Source organism: Exiguobacterium sp. ZOR0005 (assembly GCF_000798975.1).
GTDB lineage: Bacteria > Bacillota > Bacilli > Exiguobacteriales > Exiguobacteriaceae > Exiguobacterium > Exiguobacterium aurantiacum.
The window spans coordinates 109,943-125,634 of sequence record NZ_JTLB01000019.1; the positions used below are offsets into that span (position 1 = coordinate 109,943).

Annotated in this window: 16 protein-coding genes; 13 read left to right on the plus strand and 3 right to left on the minus strand. The window is 54.0% G+C overall.

From position 1 onward, the window contains the following. Nucleotides 1-33 precede the first annotated feature (33 nt). The 5 genes from L971_RS08495 to L971_RS08515 all read left to right on the plus strand — a co-directional run bounded on the left by L971_RS08495 (nt 34) and on the right by L971_RS08515 (nt 5,614). Entirely contained in the window at nt 34-1,122 is a 1,089-nt protein-coding gene (locus L971_RS08495) for a BMP family protein (protein WP_024370154.1), read from the plus strand. Between the two features lie 61 nt (nt 1,123-1,183). Then, on the plus strand, nt 1,184-2,710 hold the full coding sequence (locus tag L971_RS08500) for an ABC transporter ATP-binding protein (RefSeq protein WP_024370155.1): 1,527 nt from the start codon (nt 1,184-1,186) through the stop codon (nt 2,708-2,710). Next, complete coding sequence (locus L971_RS08505; RefSeq protein ID WP_024370156.1) at nt 2,707-3,771, plus strand: ABC transporter permease; 1,065 nt, start codon at nt 2,707-2,709, stop codon at nt 3,769-3,771. The genes L971_RS08500 and L971_RS08505 overlap by 4 nt, the downstream gene beginning before the upstream one ends. Then, complete coding sequence (locus L971_RS08510; RefSeq protein ID WP_024370157.1) at nt 3,768-4,727, plus strand: ABC transporter permease; 960 nt, start codon at nt 3,768-3,770, stop codon at nt 4,725-4,727. Before L971_RS08505 ends, L971_RS08510 begins: the two co-directional genes overlap by 4 nt. An 83-nt stretch (nt 4,728-4,810) precedes the next feature. After that, nucleotides 4,811-5,614, plus strand: a complete 804-nt coding sequence (locus tag L971_RS08515; protein WP_051638956.1) for a thermonuclease family protein — start codon at nt 4,811-4,813, stop codon at nt 5,612-5,614. A gap of 44 nt (nt 5,615-5,658) precedes the next feature. On the opposite strand, the gene L971_RS08520 is transcribed toward L971_RS08515, so the two are convergent. Beyond that, the gene (locus L971_RS08520; protein WP_021067177.1) at nt 5,659-5,907 is read right to left on the minus strand and encodes a ferredoxin; all 249 of its coding nucleotides are present in this window, start codon (nt 5,905-5,907) and stop codon (nt 5,659-5,661) included. 146 nt (nt 5,908-6,053) lie between these two features. Between L971_RS08520 and L971_RS08525 the strand changes: the two genes are divergently transcribed. The 7 genes from L971_RS08525 (at nt 6,054) to L971_RS08555 (ending at nt 12,842) form a co-directional block, all read left to right on the plus strand. After that, nucleotides 6,054-7,076, plus strand: coding sequence for a helix-turn-helix domain-containing protein (locus L971_RS08525; protein ID WP_047375380.1), 1,023 nt, complete (start codon nt 6,054-6,056; stop codon nt 7,074-7,076). Further along, the gene (locus L971_RS08530; protein ID WP_081977070.1) at nt 7,060-8,487 is read left to right on the plus strand and encodes an ATP-dependent DNA helicase RecQ; all 1,428 of its coding nucleotides are present in this window, start codon (nt 7,060-7,062) and stop codon (nt 8,485-8,487) included. Before L971_RS08525 ends, L971_RS08530 begins: the two co-directional genes overlap by 17 nt. A gap of 41 nt (nt 8,488-8,528) precedes the next feature. Continuing rightward, the gene (locus L971_RS08535) at nt 8,529-8,732 is read left to right on the plus strand and encodes a hypothetical protein (protein ID WP_024370161.1); all 204 of its coding nucleotides are present in this window, start codon (nt 8,529-8,531) and stop codon (nt 8,730-8,732) included. Nucleotides 8,733-8,907: 175 nt separating this feature from the next. After that, a complete protein-coding gene (locus tag L971_RS08540) occupies nt 8,908-9,765 on the plus strand; it encodes a MerR family transcriptional regulator (RefSeq protein ID WP_024370162.1) in 858 nt (285 codons plus the stop codon). 64 nt (nt 9,766-9,829) lie between these two features. Then, the gene (locus tag L971_RS08545; protein WP_024370163.1) at nt 9,830-10,411 is read left to right on the plus strand and encodes an adaptor protein MecA; all 582 of its coding nucleotides are present in this window, start codon (nt 9,830-9,832) and stop codon (nt 10,409-10,411) included. A 96-nt stretch (nt 10,412-10,507) separates the two neighbouring features. Further along, nucleotides 10,508-11,425, plus strand: a complete 918-nt coding sequence (locus L971_RS08550; protein WP_024370164.1) for a D-alanine--D-alanine ligase — start codon at nt 10,508-10,510, stop codon at nt 11,423-11,425. A gap of 148 nt (nt 11,426-11,573) precedes the next feature. Then, a complete protein-coding gene (locus tag L971_RS08555) occupies nt 11,574-12,842 on the plus strand; it encodes a Glu/Leu/Phe/Val dehydrogenase (protein ID WP_024370165.1) in 1,269 nt (422 codons plus the stop codon). Nucleotides 12,843-12,900: 58 nt separating this feature from the next. Here the strand turns inward: L971_RS08555 and L971_RS08560 are convergent, their stop codons facing one another. Continuing rightward, on the minus strand, nt 12,901-13,908 hold the full coding sequence (locus L971_RS08560) for a YpdA family putative bacillithiol disulfide reductase (protein ID WP_047375386.1): 1,008 nt from the start codon (nt 13,906-13,908) through the stop codon (nt 12,901-12,903). Between the two features lie 28 nt (nt 13,909-13,936). Further along, a complete protein-coding gene (locus L971_RS08565; RefSeq protein WP_024370167.1) occupies nt 13,937-14,908 on the minus strand; it encodes an asparaginase in 972 nt (323 codons plus the stop codon). A gap of 109 nt (nt 14,909-15,017) precedes the next feature. On the opposite strand from L971_RS08565, the gene prsW reads away from it, so the two are divergent. After that, entirely contained in the window at nt 15,018-15,674 is a 657-nt protein-coding gene (prsW, locus tag L971_RS08570; protein ID WP_024370168.1) for a glutamic-type intramembrane protease PrsW, read from the plus strand. The last annotated feature ends 18 nt before the right edge of the window (nt 15,675-15,692 follow it).

Consider the following 15,692-nt stretch of genomic DNA (forward strand, 5'->3'; position numbering starts at 1 on the left):
TTGTTATGAACCGAAAGGGGAAACACGACGATGATGAACAAGAAAAAAACGATTCTCTCAGCTTTAGCAGCAGGTCTCACACTCTCGACAGTACTCGCAGCATGTGGCGGGGACGACAATGAAGGTGCTTCAAACGGAGAAGGCGGCGGCAGCGAAGCTGGCGACTTCAAAGTGGCGATGGTAACGGATACGGGCGGCGTAGATGATAAGTCGTTCAACCAATCAGCTTGGGAAGGTCTCACGAAGTTCGGTGAAGACAACAACTTGACGGAGAACGAAGGATTCAAATATCTTCAGTCTTCAAAACAAGCGGACTACCAGCCAAACTTGCAACAATTGGCGCGTGACAACTTCAACTTGATCTACGGAATCGGCTTCTTGATGGCTGAGGACATCGAAACAGTCGCAGGCCAGTTCTCTGACAACAACTTCGCGATCGTCGACATGGTCGTCGATGCACCGAACGTCGCGTCAATCACGTTCAAAGAGCAAGAAGGATCGTTCCTCGTCGGTGTGATTGCCGGTCTCATGACAGAAACGGACAAAGTCGGCTTCATCGGCGGCGTCGAGTCTGACTTGATCAAGAAGTTCGAAAACGGATTTAAAGCGGGCGTCATGGCAGTTAACCCGGACGCGACAATCGACGTCAAATACGCTGAAGACTTCAACTCGGCTGAAAAAGGAACGGCGATCGCTTCAGGCATGTACGGCGCTGGTTCTGACATCATCTATCACGCGGCAGGCGGTACAGGTGTAGGGGTGTTCACAGAAGCGAAGAACCGTAAGAAGAACGGCGAAGAAGTATGGGTGATCGGGGTTGACCGTGACCAATACGAAGAAGGACTCCCAGAAGACGTAACGCTCACTTCAATGGTCAAACGTGTAGACACGGCGACGTATGAAGTATCGAAACAGACGATGGAAGGGAACTTCCCAGGTGGCGAGATCATCGAGTTCGGTTTGAAAGATGACGGTGTCGGCATCGCTGAAACGTCTGACGAGCACGTACCGGCTGACATCCTCTCGAAAGTGGATGAGTATCGCCAACAGTTGATCGACGGCGAACTTACAGCTCCAGCGACAGACGCTGAGTTTGAAGAGTTCATGAAATCAGTAGAATAAATCATTGAGTTAGGGGGGACCCATGCGGTCTCCCTTTACTTAAAGTTAGGGGTGGACTTTCTTGGAATATGTAATTGAAATGCTCAATATTCGCAAAGAGTTCGGAACGTTCGTAGCGAACGACAATATCACCCTCCAACTACGCAAAGGCGAGATTCATGCGCTTCTCGGAGAGAACGGTGCCGGGAAATCGACGCTTATGAACGTCTTGTTCGGTCTCTACCAACCGGAAGGTGGAGAGATTCGCGTGCGTGGAGAAAAAGTGGACATTGAGAATCCGAACATCGCCAACGACCTCGGCATCGGCATGGTGCACCAACACTTCATGCTCGTCGAGAAGTTCACGGTGACAGAAAACATTATCCTCGGCTCAGAACCGAAGAGCGGGTTGACGGTCGACCGTGCCACGGCGCGTAAAAAAGTGATGGACATCTCAGAACAGTACGGACTCCGTATCGATCCGGATGCGAAGATCGAGGACATCTCGGTCGGGATGCAGCAGCGTGTCGAAATTTTGAAGACGCTCTATCGTGGGGCGGAGATTTTGATTTTTGATGAACCGACGGCCGTGTTGACGCCGCAAGAGATTCAAGAACTCATCCAGATCATGAAGCGTCTCATCGAAGAGGGTAAGTCGATCATCTTGATCACGCACAAGCTAAAAGAGATCATGCAAGTCGCCGACCGCTGTACGGTCATCCGTCGCGGGCGCTATATCGGCACGGTCGACATCGACGAGACGGTCAACGAAGACCGCCTTGCTGAGATGATGGTCGGTCGCGAAGTCAACTTTGATGCGGAATATTCCAAGGCAGATCCACAGCAAGTCGTTCTCGACATTCAAAAGCTCGTCGTCAAAGATAGTCGTGGCCTAGAAGTCGTCGAAGGCTTGGATTTACAAATCCGCTCAGGTGAGATTCTTGGGATTGCCGGGATCGATGGGAACGGACAGACGGAATTGATCGAAGCGATCTCAGGATTGAAGAAGCCAGAGGCAGGAAAAATCTTCTTGAATGGGAACGATGTGACCGGATTCACCCCTCGTAAAGTGACCGAGGCGGGCGTCGGCCATATCCCGCAAGACCGGCACAAACATGGTCTCGTCCTCGATTATACGATTCGTGACAACATGGTGCTCCAGACGTACTACAAAGAGCCTTTCTCGAAACGCGGTTTGATGAACTATAAAGCCGTGGCGGAGAAAGCAAAAGCGTTGATTGAGAAGTTTGACGTCCGAACTCCATCAGTCGACGTGCCGGCTCGTGCGCTTTCTGGCGGTAACCAACAAAAAGCGATCATCGCCCGTGAAGTCGACCGGTCTCCGGACCTGTTGATCGCGGCACAACCGACGCGCGGTCTTGACGTCGGAGCCATCGAGTTCATTCACGAGCAGTTGATCAAAGAGCGTGAAAAAGGACGTGCCGTCCTGCTCATCTCGTTCGAGCTCGAAGAGATTTTACACGTGTCCGACCGGATCGCGGTTCTCTATGAAGGGAAAATCGTCGGGATTCGTGACCCGAAAGAAACGACAGAGCAAGAGCTCGGCTTCTTGATGGCCGGCGGTAAGAGAGGGGAAGAAACAGTATGAACAAGCTAGGACTCAATCGACTGCTCATCCCACTGCTATCCATCTTGATGGGGCTATTTGTCGGAGCGATCGTCATGCTCATCGGCGGCTACGACCCGATTCGCGGCTTCTCGTCGCTCTTTAACGGCATGCTCGGCAGCCCGTACGCCATCGGTGAGACGCTTCGTGCGGCCGCGCCGCTCATCTTCTCTGGTCTCGCCGTCGCGTTCGCGTTCCGCACCGGTCTCTTCAATATCGGGGTCGAAGGCCAAGTGTTGATCGGCTGGGTGGCGGCGGTGTACGTCGGAATCAACTTTGATTTGCCGATGTTCCTCCACTTGCCGCTCGCTTTGCTCGCCGCGATGTTCGCTGCGGCCGCATGGGCGTTCGTGCCTGGTTTCCTCAAGGCGAAGTTCCACGTCCATGAGGTCATCACATCGATCATGATGAACTACATCGCGCTCTATACGACGAACGCGATTTTACGGAGCGTCATCGGCGTGACGAATGAACGGACAGAGTCGATCAAAGATTCGGCATCGCTCTCGTCGCCGCTCCTTCAAGAATTGACGACGTTCTCACGCTTGCACTGGGGCATTCTCATCGCCGTCCTTGCCGCGGTCGTCTATTATTACATTTTGCAACGGACGACGCTCGGGTACGAGCTTCGCGCCGTCGGTTTCAACAAGCACGCCTCACAATATGCGGGGATGAGCGTCAATCGCAACATCGTCTTGTCGTTCGTCATCTCGGGTATGTTCGCCGGTCTCGCCGGTGCGATGGAAGGTCTCGGGACGTTCAACGGTATGACGCTTAGCGCGTCGTTCACTGGCGTCGGATTCGACGGGATCGCGGTCGCGCTTCTCGGAGCGAACACGGCAGTCGGTGTCGTCTTGGCGGCCTTGTTGTTCGCTGGACTCAACATCGGTGGACTCGCGATGCAGCTCGGGGCGAACATCCCGTCTGAACTCGTCAAAGTCATCATCGCAGCCATCGTCATCTTCGTGGCGTCTGGTTACGCACTGAACTATGTCATTGAGAAACTTAAAGGAAATCGTAAGAAAGGAGTGGAGAAAAAATGAGCTTCTTAGAAGTCCTCTACATCGTCGTACCGGTTGCACTCGCCTATGCGACTCCACTCATCATCGCCGCTCTCGGTGGCATCTTCAGTGAACGGTCGGGTGTCGTCAACATCGCGCTCGAAGGAATCATGGTCATCGGGGCAGCGACGGGAATCATTACGACGCTGACGCTGACGAACATGGGTCTTGGCGGGATGAGCCCGTGGATCTCGCTCTTGGTCGCCATGGTCATCGGGGCGCTGTTCTCACTCTTCTTGGCAGTACCAGCCATCCTATGGCGGGCCGACCAGACCGTACTCGGTGTCGCGATCAACATGCTCGCGGTCGGACTTGCGATCTTTGTCGTCCGTGTCCTTTACAATAAAGGGCAGACCGACTTCATCCAATACCGGATCGCGAAAGAGAACGTGCCGATCTTGTCGGATATCCCGGTTCTCCGCATGTTCTTCATCAACGTCCAGTACACGTCGTTCATCGCGATCGCGCTCGCGTTCATCGTCTGGTTCGTCATCTTCAAGACGCCGTTCGGCCTTCGTCTCCGTTCGGTCGGGGAACATCCGATGGCGGCAGACACGATGGGGATCAACGTCACGAAGATGCGTTTCATGGGCGTCATGCTCTCTGGGGCGTTCGGCGGTCTTGCCGGAGCGGTGTATGCCGTCACGGTCACGACGAACTTCAGTGCGACGACGATTGTCGGGCAAGGGTTCCTCGCCATCGCCGCGATGATCTTCGGTAAATGGAATCCGCTTGGCGCGCTCGGAGCCGGACTTTTCTTCGGATTCGCGCAAGCGCTCTCGATCATCGGTAGCAACTTGCCGGTCATCAATAACGTGCCGCAAGTGTTGCTCTTGATCGCGCCTTACGCGCTCACGATTCTAGCCCTCGCTGGTGTCGTCGGTCGGGCCGATGCGCCGAAGTCGGTCGGTATCCCGTATATTAAAGGGAAACGTTAACGAAAGAAAGGACATATGTCCCGTTTAGGAAAGGTTGTTTGACGCTTAAGTCGAACAACCTTTTTTGTTATACTCATAAAGAGGTGAGACAATTGAAAAAATGGTGGCAATGGTTGTTCGTCATGATGGCGACAGTTGTGTTGGCCGGCTGTTCGGTCGACGACTGGTTCGCCGGGCAAGTCGACCCGCCTGAATCGCTCGTCGAACTTGAAGCCGACTATCCAAGCGCTGACGTCAGGCAACAAGTCGCTCGTCCGATTGGCAAGACAGAGACGGTCACGCTCGACCGCGTCGTCGATGGCGACACGCTCAAAGTCGAGTTCGAGAGCGGCGCGACCGAATCGATTCGCCTGCTCCTCGTCGACACACCAGAGACGAGTCATCCGACATTGCCGGTGCAGCCGTTCGGAGAAGAGGCGAAATCGTTCGTCGAGCGTTGGCTCCCGGAAGGGGATACGATCACGCTCGAGTATGACGTCGGTCGCTATGACCGTTATCAGCGTACGCTCGCTTACGTCTGGTACGACGGGGTGATGTTGAACGAGGAACTATTGCGGCGCGGTTTGGCCCGTGTCGCTTACATCTATGCGCCGAACACGCAGCACGTCGATGCGTTCCGGACGGTCGAACGGTCAGCGAAAGAAGCGCTGCTCGGTATCTGGAGTCTTGAAGACTACGTGACCGGGAACGGATTTGACCATGAGGCGACGACGCCTGCGAAGCCGAAGACGGGTCAAACTTGTGACATTAAAGGTAACATCAACCGAGACGGAGAGAAGATATACCACGTCCCGGGCGGTGCCAGCTATGAGCGGACGATCGCCGAAGAGATGTTCTGTTCGGAACGTGAAGCCGAAGCGGCGGGCTTCCGGAGGGCGGCCCGCTAAAAAAGAGAGACATGTATGTCTTAGACACACATGTCTCTCTCCGCTTATTCGTATTTGAGCGCATCGCCGTCGAACGATTCGTCGGCGACTTTGATTGAGTCGGTCGGGCAACCTTCGAACGCATCCATCAAGTCCTCGTAAAGCTCATCCGGGACTTCGATCGTACCCGTGTTGTCGTCCATCAAGTTGAAGGCGAGACCTTCGTCATCATAGTCGAAGATGTCCGGGGCGGCGGCTCCGCAAGCCCCACACGCGATGCATGTATCTTTATCAACAATTGTAAATTTTGCCATTATTAACCCTCCATACGTTTCGTCTCTCTTCATAGAAATCGACTTTCTACTGACTATGAGTAATTGTAGTCTACATACCCGATTATTTCAATGAGGAAACGAACATCGTTTTGGAAGGATAATGATTTTTGAGAGGAGGTGGCACGATGGTTCATTTAGCTGACGGGGTGTTGCTCCTCGCGATCGACCGCTTGAAAGGAGAGCGTAGCGAGCGTAGCCTGTTTCACGTGTTGAACGGGAAGCGATCGGCGACGACGCTACAAGACGCGTTTTTTTATGACCTTGAACCGGTGTTCGGGATGTTCCCGTACGCGAAATACGATTATGAGAAACTGATGGCCTCGTTAGAGAAGCGAGGATGGCTGAACCGTTCGATGTTCACGCTGACGGGGGCAGGACAGCTTTTAGCTTCACCGGAGACGGTGAGCGATTTATTCGAACGTCTCGGTGGTGAACAGCGCGACTATACGACGATGACGTGGAAACGGCTCAGCCTGTTCATCCAGACGTTCATGTCGCTCGAGCATAAGCGGACGTTCTATCCGGTACAGGCGGACCGGCTCGCCGAACGGTGGGTGAAGCAAATCGTTCGATCCGAGCGTGAGTGGCGTCCGTTGATCGAGTCGTTTCACTCAGAGCTCGAGACTGCGCTCGAATCGGTCGGTGACCCGTACGCGACCGCTGTCGTCTACCGGTTCACGGGTGCGTTCGAGACAGGGTATACGTACGAGCAGATTGCGACGCTCCTCGACGTCGATGCCCGGACGGCCCGTCTTTACTTTTTGGCGGGATGGAACGCGTTGTTGAACGAGTTGCCGGAAGACGCCAAACTTCGAGGGTTCAGTCACGGCCTGTCGCGGGAGCGGATGACGCTCTCGGCACGGGAGTCGTTTGACTTGTTCACGGCGGGGCGCTCGTTCTCGCAAGTGCAATCGATGCGTCGGTTACGTACATCGACGATCGAGGACCACGTCGTCGAGATGGCGATGTACATTGAGGAGTTCCCGCTCGACCAATTCGTCCCGGAGCGTTTGATCGCTGAAGTGGAGCGGCTCCGAGAAGGGGACAGCTGGGCGTTGAAGCCGATTTTTGACCAGATTGACGAATTGAGTTATTTCCAGATTCGCTTAGTGTTCGCAAGACTGAAACGAGGTGAGACGTTTGTATGAGAAAACTTTGAAACGAGTGTTCGGCTACGACTCATTTCGTGAAGGACAACGCGACGTCATCGAGGCGGTCGCGGATGGGCAAGACGTGCTCGCTATCATGCCGACCGGGGCCGGGAAGTCGTTGACGTTCCAATTGCCGTCCTATATTAAAAACGAGGGACTGACCATCATCGTCTCCCCGCTCCTGTCCTTGATCGAGGACCAAATGCTCCATATTCGGGAGCGCGGTGAGCGTGGTGTCGCCCGACTCACGTCGATGGAGACGCTCGAAGAGAAGCAGGACATCTTGAACCATTTGAAGCGATACCGCTTCTTGTATCTTTCCCCGGAACAGCTCGCCGTGCCGCACGTGACGCGCGCGCTGTCGAATACGAAGATTCAAATGCTCGTCGTCGACGAAGCGCACTGCATCTCGCAGTGGGGACATGAGTTCCGGCCGGAGTACGCCCGGCTCGGCGAATTGCGCAAGCAACTCGGCAGTCCGCAATGCATGGCCGTGACGGCGACCGCGCCGGAGACGGTCAAACGGGACATCATCGAGAAATTGGCTTTATTCTCACCGTCGCAGTTCGTCCATTCGGCGAACCGTCCCGAGATCCGGCTCAGCGTCGAACGCCTCGAGACCGAACAGAAGCTGCCGCGACTCGTCGATCTCGTTCGCGAAGTGCCGAAGCCAGCCGTCATCTACACAGCGACGCGGCGTGAGGCGGAATCGCTCGCGCTCGCGCTCGACGACGCCTTGTTTTACCACGGGGGCATGTCGACCGAGGACCGTCGCCTCGTCCAATCTCAGTTTCTAAGAGATGAAGTGGCGGTCATGGTATGTACGAGCGCGTTCGGGATGGGGGTCAATAAAGACAACGTCCGAAGTGTCATCCATTTTCAACTCCCGGCGACGCTTGAAGCGTATATGCAAGAGATCGGCCGCGCCGGACGTGACGGGGCGCCGGCCTTCGCAGTGCTCTTGTACGCCGAAGGGGACGAACGCATCCAACAATTCTTGATCGACCAACAGTATCCGAAAGAGAAAGACATCCGGGTCGCATATTTTGAACGGGAAAATGGTACAAGTTTGTCTCAATTGCCGCGTCTCCTAAAAATGAATGAAGAAGACCCGGTGTGGGGCTTGTTAAAACAGATGCTCGCGGAACGAACGCTTGCCGGTTCCATTGATTGGGTAAAGGAAAGAAGGCGCGATCGGTATCGCCAGCTCGGTCAAATGATGGATTACGCCTTGATCAAGACGTGCCGCCGTGACTATTTGTTGCGCTACTTCTCGGAAGATCCGGTGCAACAACAGCCGTGCTGTGACGTGTGCGGGGAGATTTCGTTCCCTGAAAGCGTGCAAGTTGTGTCTAAAAATGTGACAGAATGGAAACATCGGTTGGCCCGCATCTTTTCCTTTGATTGATATCATAGTAAAATGATAAAAAAGGTAAAGGAGGACGTACGTTGCGACATCGGAACCAGGCGGATTCACTCCGTGACAAAGTGGTGGATACGTTGCCGTCTCGATCGGAACGGCAAGAATACGAGCGTAAAGAAAAATTGAATGACAATTGGTTGAAACGACCAGTTGCCATGATGCTGACACTTTCAATGTTTGCTATTATTCTGGCATTTTTATATATAGGGCGTCACGCAATCTTTTTATGACCAATACGGCGTAGCAGCCGTATTTTTTTTATGATTCTTTGTCAATCAATTCCTTTTGTCGGTCGTTTGGAAACGATGCGCCATATTTTATATGAATTTGCACAATAAAACAGGCGAATTGACGTGCAGGGGGCTATACTAAAAAGGAAGACTAGTTATGAAAGGAGGGGCGGTCATGCCGAAATACTCCATAAAGACGGTCGCATCACTCACGGGAGTGAATCCGACGACGATCCGGGCGTGGGAACGTCGCTATCAATTCATCGTCCCGAGCCGGACTGATTCGGGCCATCGTCTATATTCGGAACAAGACGTTGAAAAGATCAAATGGGTTGTCGAGAAGCAACGGGAAGGACTGACCGTGTCCCAAGCGATTCAGCAACTCCATCAGGCGCCTGAACCGAAGCCTGAGCGTCTCTATGATGAAGAATTGAAGGACGGCTTGATGGACGCTTTGCTCGCTTTCGATGAGCGCCAGGCGCATGATTTGATCAACCGTGCCTTCAACACGTTCAGTTTTGAAAAAGTGACGAAAGATATTATCGGACCTCTGCTCATGGACATCGGGACACGATGGGAGAACGGGACGATCACGATTGCGCATGAACATTTCGCGACAGCGTTTCTCCGGTCCCGTCTGTCGACGTTATCGTTGCAAATGCCGATGAATCCGTTTTTGCCGCGCATCGTCTGTGTGTGCGCCCCGGAAGAGATGCATGAGATCGGACTTTTGTTCGTCACGCTCTACTTGAGACAACACGGCTATGACGTGATCTTCCTTGGGTCGGGTATCCCGAAAGAAGACTTGAGTACGGCGCTTTACGATATCGAGGCGAAATGCCTGATCTTCTCGTGCACGCTGTCCGAGCATATCGACGGTCTCGAGTCGGCCATTGCATATGTGAAGGCGAATCACCCGGACCTTGTCATCGGCGCCGGCGGCTACGCCGTCAGTCAACAGGCGTCCCGGTTCAAAGATGCATTTCTCGGCAATTCACCTGAAGCGTGGAACGAGTGGCTCGCAACAATTTGACAGTTCGGTGAAACGAGAGTAGCTTATTGTTATGTAGGAACGATTATTCTTTGGAGGTTTTCGTTTGAGATTTGAAAAACAAACAAAAGAACATTTGAGAGTGTATTTGACTGCGAATGAGCTATCGCTTCGTGGCATCGCCATCGATACGATTGTCGGAGAGAGTGGGCAGGAGCTCTGGCGTGAACTGCTTGAGACGGCGGAGGCCGAGTACGGGTTTTCACCGCAAGGTGCCGTCGATTTGAACGTGACGATGTTCCCGCGTGACGGGATCGTCATCGATGTCCAAAAAGTGGGGGCGATCGAACCGGAAGCGGATCAAGAACAAGTCGAGATCCGGTTGACGATCGATGTGATCCATCATTTGATTTATCAGTTCGAAGACATCGAGGACGTCATCGATGCATCGGTCCGCTTGTTCCCTTTCATGCGCGACACGATGCATGGCGGGGCGCTCTATCATTACGAAGGACGCTACTATCTGCATTTCGCGGAAGTACTGCCTCCTCGTGTCGAAGAGCCTCTAGCTGCCATTCTCTCCGAATACGGGAAGACGACGACCGTCAGCCCGTACGTCATGCTCGAATACGGCAAGACGATTCAAACTGAACAAGCGGTGAAGGAGCTGTACGATACGTTCGCGTGAGTACGGCTTTTTCACCGTTCTGTTTCTATTGTTTTTCCGTCACCCGTGGTATGATAAAATTTGAATTTTTCAGTTGAAAGTCGAAGGAGAGATAAGATGAAAGTCGCTGTGTTATATGGAGGAGTATCAGGAGAGCGTGAAGTGTCGCTCACGAGTGGGAAAGGCATGATCGAGGCGCTGAAAGAGCGTGGGCACGACGTCGTGGCCATCGATTTTCATCCTGAACGGGCGAACGAGTTGTTGTCGCTCGAGGCGGATGTCGTCTTGAGTGCGCTTCACGGAAAGTACGGCGAGGACGGCCGCGTCCAGTCGCTACTTGAGATGGCGCAACTTCCGTACACGGGTTCAGGCGTTTTGGCTTCAGCGCTCGCGATGGATAAAGCGCGGGCGAAAATTATCTTTGCGGCAGCGGGGATTCGCGTCGCGCGTGACGTGCTCGTCGAGAGTGCGGACGAGATCGATTTGAAAGTCGCGGAGTGGGGCGGCGAGTTCCCTTGTGTCGTCAAACCGGCGCAGGAAGGGTCGTCGAACGGATTGACGATCGCGATGGACGAGACGATGCTTCGCGACGGGATTGCGAAAGCGTTCGAGTGCGACACGGCCGTGTTGGTCGAACAGTATATTAAAGGGCGCGAGTTGACCGTGCCGGTGCTTGGCAATCGCGGCAACGAGTATGCTCTCCCGGTCATCGAGATCATCCCGAAAAATGAGTTTTACGACTATGAATCGAAGTATACGGAAGGTGGTTCGGTGCACGTCTGCCCGGCCGAACTTCCTGAGGCGTTGACGAAAGAAGTGCAAGACGCGGCCGTGCTCGCGCACCGTGCGCTCGGTTGTGCCGGCTATTCGCGTTCAGACTTCCTCGTTTCAGAAGACGGGCTCGCCTATATCCTCGAGACGAACACGCTCCCGGGCATGACGCCGCTCAGCCTGTTCCCGGACAGTGCCCGCGCGGTCGGCATCTCGTACGGGGAATTGCTCGAACGTTTCATCGAACTGGCGCTTGAAAACTAAGAAGGGGCTCCCCCTTCTTTTTCTTTTAGAAAACGCTTTCATTATTTTTGTAAAACCCTTTCAAATTAGTCGTGTATCAGCTATACTTTTAAACGAATACGAGGTTGATTCTTGGGGGAGAATTGACAACTTAGGGGAGGAAACCTTCATGATTACGGATCAAGAAAAAGGTCATCAAAAACGAAAAAACATCCTGGAATCGACACAAGAGGTCATTCACGAGGCGCTTGAGAAGCTCGGTTACCCAGAAGAGATGTATGAGCTCTTGAAAGAGCCGCTCCGGATGTTGACCGTTCGCATTCCGGTCCGCATGGACGACGGATCGACGAAAATCTTCACCGGATATCGGGCGCAACATAACGATGCCGTCGGTCCGACGAAAGGCGGGATTCGTTTCCACCCGAGCGTCACAGAAGTGGAAGTGAAGGCGCTATCGGTATGGATGAGCCTGAAGGCCGGGATCGTCGATCTTCCGTACGGCGGCGGGAAAGGCGGGATCGTCTGTGATCCGCGTGAGATGAGTTTCCGTGAAATCGAGCGCTTGAGTCGCGGATACGTGCGGGCCATCAGTCAAATCGTCGGCCCGACGAAAGACATTCCGGCACCGGACGTCTTCACGAACTCACAGATTATGGCGTGGATGATGGACGAATATAGCCGAATCGATGAATTCAACTCGCCAGGTTTCATCACGGGTAAACCGCTCGTTCTCGGCGGTTCGCACGGGCGCGAGACGGCGACGGCCAAAGGGGTCGCCATCATGATTCGTGAAGCCGCTCTCCGTCGTGGGATCGAGTTGAAAGGGGCGCGCGTCGTCGTCCAAGGCTTCGGCAATGCCGGCAGTTTCTTGTCGAAGTTCATGTATGATGCGGGAGCCAAAGTCATTGCCGTCAGTGACGCCTACGGGGCGATTCACGATGAGAACGGTCTTGACATCCCATATCTCCTTGACCGTCGGGATTCGTTCGGGACGATCTCGACGTTGTTCAAAAATACGATCTCCAATCAAGAGATGCTCGAACTCGACTGTGACATTTTAGTTCCGGCCGCCATCGAGAATCAAATCACGGAGACGAACGCGGATAATGTGAAAGCGTCAATCGTCGTCGAGGCCGCGAACGGACCGACGACGAACGAAGCGACACGCATCTTGACGGAGCGTGGCATCCTCCTCGTGCCTGACGTGCTCGCCTCGAGCGGTGGCGTGACGGTCTCATACTTCGAATGGGTACAAAACAACCAAGGGTATTATTGGACGGAAGAGGAAGTGGAAGAAAAACTTGAAAAAGTGCTCGTCCACTCGTTCAATACTGTGTACAATACGTCTTCGGCCCGCAAAGTCGACATGCGTCTCGCCGCCTATATGGTCGGCGTCCGCAAGATGGCGGAAGCGTCTCGCTTCCGCGGCTGGGTCTGAACCGGGCCTATACGAAAAGAGGGAAGACCTGATCCGTCAGGTCTTCCCTCTTTGTCGTTTAGGATGTCACACCGTTTCGCTCCTGAAGCGTCTCGGCGATTGCTTTGCCGTGGAATCGGCCGTTCTCGATGAAGATTTTGTTGGCATCATTTCCTGCGGCGACGACACCGGCGATGAAGAGGCCGTCGACGTTCGTCTCATACGTCGCTTCGTTGAACGAAGGGACCCCTGTCTCCTCGTCGATGTCGACACCTGATTCAGCAAACAGGCCGTGATCCGGCAAATACCCGGTCATGGCGAGCACGTGGTCGGTTGCGACACGGTGCTCGACCCCGTGCTGGACGTAGACGACGTGGTCTGCTTCAATGCGGACGATCTCGGCTTCGAGCTCGAGCCTGACTTTTTCGTGGCGAACGAGTGAGTCAAACGCCGGGAGCACCCAAGGCTTCACGGAGGGGCTGTATGCATCTCCACGATAGAGCACCGTGACGTGCGCTCCCGCCTTCTCAAGTTCGATCGCCGCATCGACGGCCGAGTTTTTGCCGCCGATGACGGTAACGTGTTGACGATAGAACGGATGTGCTTCTTTGAAATAATGCGAGACGTGCGGGAGGTCTTCCCCTGGGACGTCTAGCTTACGGGGGCGTCCGTAATAACCTGTCGCTAAGACGACGAAGTCGGCCTCCCGTTCCATCCGCCCGTGTCGCTCATGAAGGGACGTCACAATGAAGCGACCGTTGCTCTTATCGACGGAAGTCACCGTTTCAAACGGTCTCACATCGAGGTTTGTCCGGCTCACGACTTCCCGGTAGTAGACGAGTGCATCTTGGCGCCGCGGTTTCAAATCTTTACAGATGAACGGGATGTCCCCGATTTCAAGTAGGTTGGCAGACGAGAAAAATGTCTGGTGGGTCGGATAACGGTAAATCGCGTCGACGATATTGCCGCGTTCGATGACCGTGCATGAGATGCCGACCCGTTCTAATTCGATGGCCGTCGATAGGCCGCAAGGACCGGCACCGACGATAATGGCCTGTTTGTTCAATGAAATCACCTCATCCCCCATTGTATGGAAGCGGGCGGGTGTTGGCAAGTCACTGCTGGAAGCTGAAACTGTGCTCCATGACCGGTTGAGACGACCCCGCCTCGAGTTCGACGAGAAGCCGGAGCCGTGCTTTTTGCGAGTTGAGGCCGTTTGAGAAAATCACCCCCATGTCTTTCAACTGTTTGCCGCCGCCTTCGTAGCCGTATACGTCCTGGACGATCCCGTTGAAGCAACGGCTGACGATGACGACCGGAATATGGGCGACGAGTCGTTCGAGTGCGGGGATGATTGTCGGCGGGACGTTCCCTTGACCGAGTACTTCAAGGACGAGACCGTCATAACCGAGATCGAGAACCGCCTCGAGCAAGTCGGGCTCCATGCCGGCGACGACTTTCAACACGGCGACCCGTTTCGTGATGTGTGGAATCATCTTTGCTTGCCGCGTCATCGGTTGGCTGTAGATGAGAACGTGGTCTTTCGTCACCATCCCGACGTTCCCGAAATGAACGGATTTGAACGTATCGACCGACGAGGTGTGAGTCTTCGTGACGTTGAACGCCGAATGGATCTCGCCATTGAAGACGACGAGCACGCCTTTACCTCGCGCCGCCTCACTTCGGGCGACACGAAGCGCCGTGATAAGGTTGAACTCCCCGTCTGATCCGATCTCGTTCGAAGAGCGCATCGCTCCCGTCAAGACGATCGGCACTGGGGCGCCGAGCGTGATTTGAAGAAAGTAAGCCGTCTCTTCTAACGTGTCCGTGCCGTGGGTGATGACGACCCCATCATACGTGTCTTGTGTCAATTCTTGGGCGATGAACTGGGCGAGCTCAAGCATCTTTGCCGGCGTCATATGCGGAGACGGGATGTTCGAGAAGTGCTTCGTCGTGATGCGGGCGATGTCGGTCGCTTTCGGCAACGTCGCATCGATCGGGTTAATATCGCTCGGTGAGACGTGGCCTGATCCGGTTTGGGACATCGCGATCGTGCCCCCGGTGTGAATGAGTAATAAATGATTCATACATAAACCTCCAACTTTTTTTGTTCGATTCTTCCATTTTCTAGGCGTTAACTACTTTTTCTTTCGCTCGTTTCAGTGTATGCTTAACGGTAGAGAGGAGAGATGCGTCATGATTGCAATCGCCTTGTCTGCGGTGGCGCCAGGGTTCGCCCTTCTTTCCTATTTTTATTTGCGACATGAATTGGAAGCGGAACCGCTCGGCTATGTGATTCGTTCGTTCGTTGCCGGAGCCATCCTCGTCTTCCCGATCATGTTCATCCAATACGCGCTCGAAGAGGAAGGTGTCCTCACTAGCCCGTTTTGGAAGGCGTTCGTGGCTACCGCGTTGCTTGAAGAGTTTTTCAAGTGGTTCATGATTTATTATACAATATACATACATAAAGTCTTTGATGATTACTACGACGGGATTCTCTATGCGGTCGCCTGTTCACTCGGCTTCGCCACGTTAGAGAATTTTCTATATTTATGGGTGTACGACTCGCTCGAGGTCGCCATATGGCGAGCCGTCTTGCCGGTGAGCGGACACGCCTTGTTCGCGGTGGCGATGGGCTTTTGCCTCGGGCGGGCGAAACATTCGTCACAAGAGCGGCTGTGGCTCTTCATCGCGGTCGCCTCGGCGACACTCATGCATGGGGTGTTCGATTACATCCTGCTCCTCGAACCGACGAACAAAGTACCGGCCGTGCTCTATATCGTCGTGTTGTGGATGGTGGCCTTACTGCTCGTCCGTGCCGCTAACCGTTCCAACCGTCGTCAATTTAAATAGTTAAAAGGGGAATTGAGT

Coding starts and splice junctions, on each gene's coding strand:
- L971_RS08495 (WP_024370154.1), top strand. CDS start 34: ATGAACAAGAAAAAAACGATTCTCTCAGCTTTAGCAGCAGGTCTCACA.
- L971_RS08505 (WP_024370156.1), top strand. CDS start 2,707: ATGAACAAGCTAGGACTCAATCGACTGCTCATCCCACTGCTATCCATC.
- L971_RS08510 (WP_024370157.1), top strand. CDS start 3,768: ATGAGCTTCTTAGAAGTCCTCTACATCGTCGTACCGGTTGCACTCGCC.
- L971_RS08520 (WP_021067177.1), bottom strand. CDS start 5,907: ATGGCAAAATTTACAATTGTTGATAAAGATACATGCATCGCGTGTGGG.
- L971_RS08525 (WP_047375380.1), top strand. CDS start 6,054: ATGGTTCATTTAGCTGACGGGGTGTTGCTCCTCGCGATCGACCGCTTG.
- L971_RS08540 (WP_024370162.1), top strand. CDS start 8,908: ATGCCGAAATACTCCATAAAGACGGTCGCATCACTCACGGGAGTGAAT.
- L971_RS08550 (WP_024370164.1), top strand. CDS start 10,508: ATGAAAGTCGCTGTGTTATATGGAGGAGTATCAGGAGAGCGTGAAGTG.
- L971_RS08555 (WP_024370165.1), top strand. CDS start 11,574: ATGATTACGGATCAAGAAAAAGGTCATCAAAAACGAAAAAACATCCTG.
- L971_RS08560 (WP_047375386.1), bottom strand. CDS start 13,908: ATGGGGGATGAGGTGATTTCATTGAACAAACAGGCCATTATCGTCGGT.
- L971_RS08565 (WP_024370167.1), bottom strand. CDS start 14,908: ATGAATCATTTATTACTCATTCACACCGGGGGCACGATCGCGATGTCC.
- prsW (WP_024370168.1), top strand. CDS start 15,018: ATGATTGCAATCGCCTTGTCTGCGGTGGCGCCAGGGTTCGCCCTTCTT.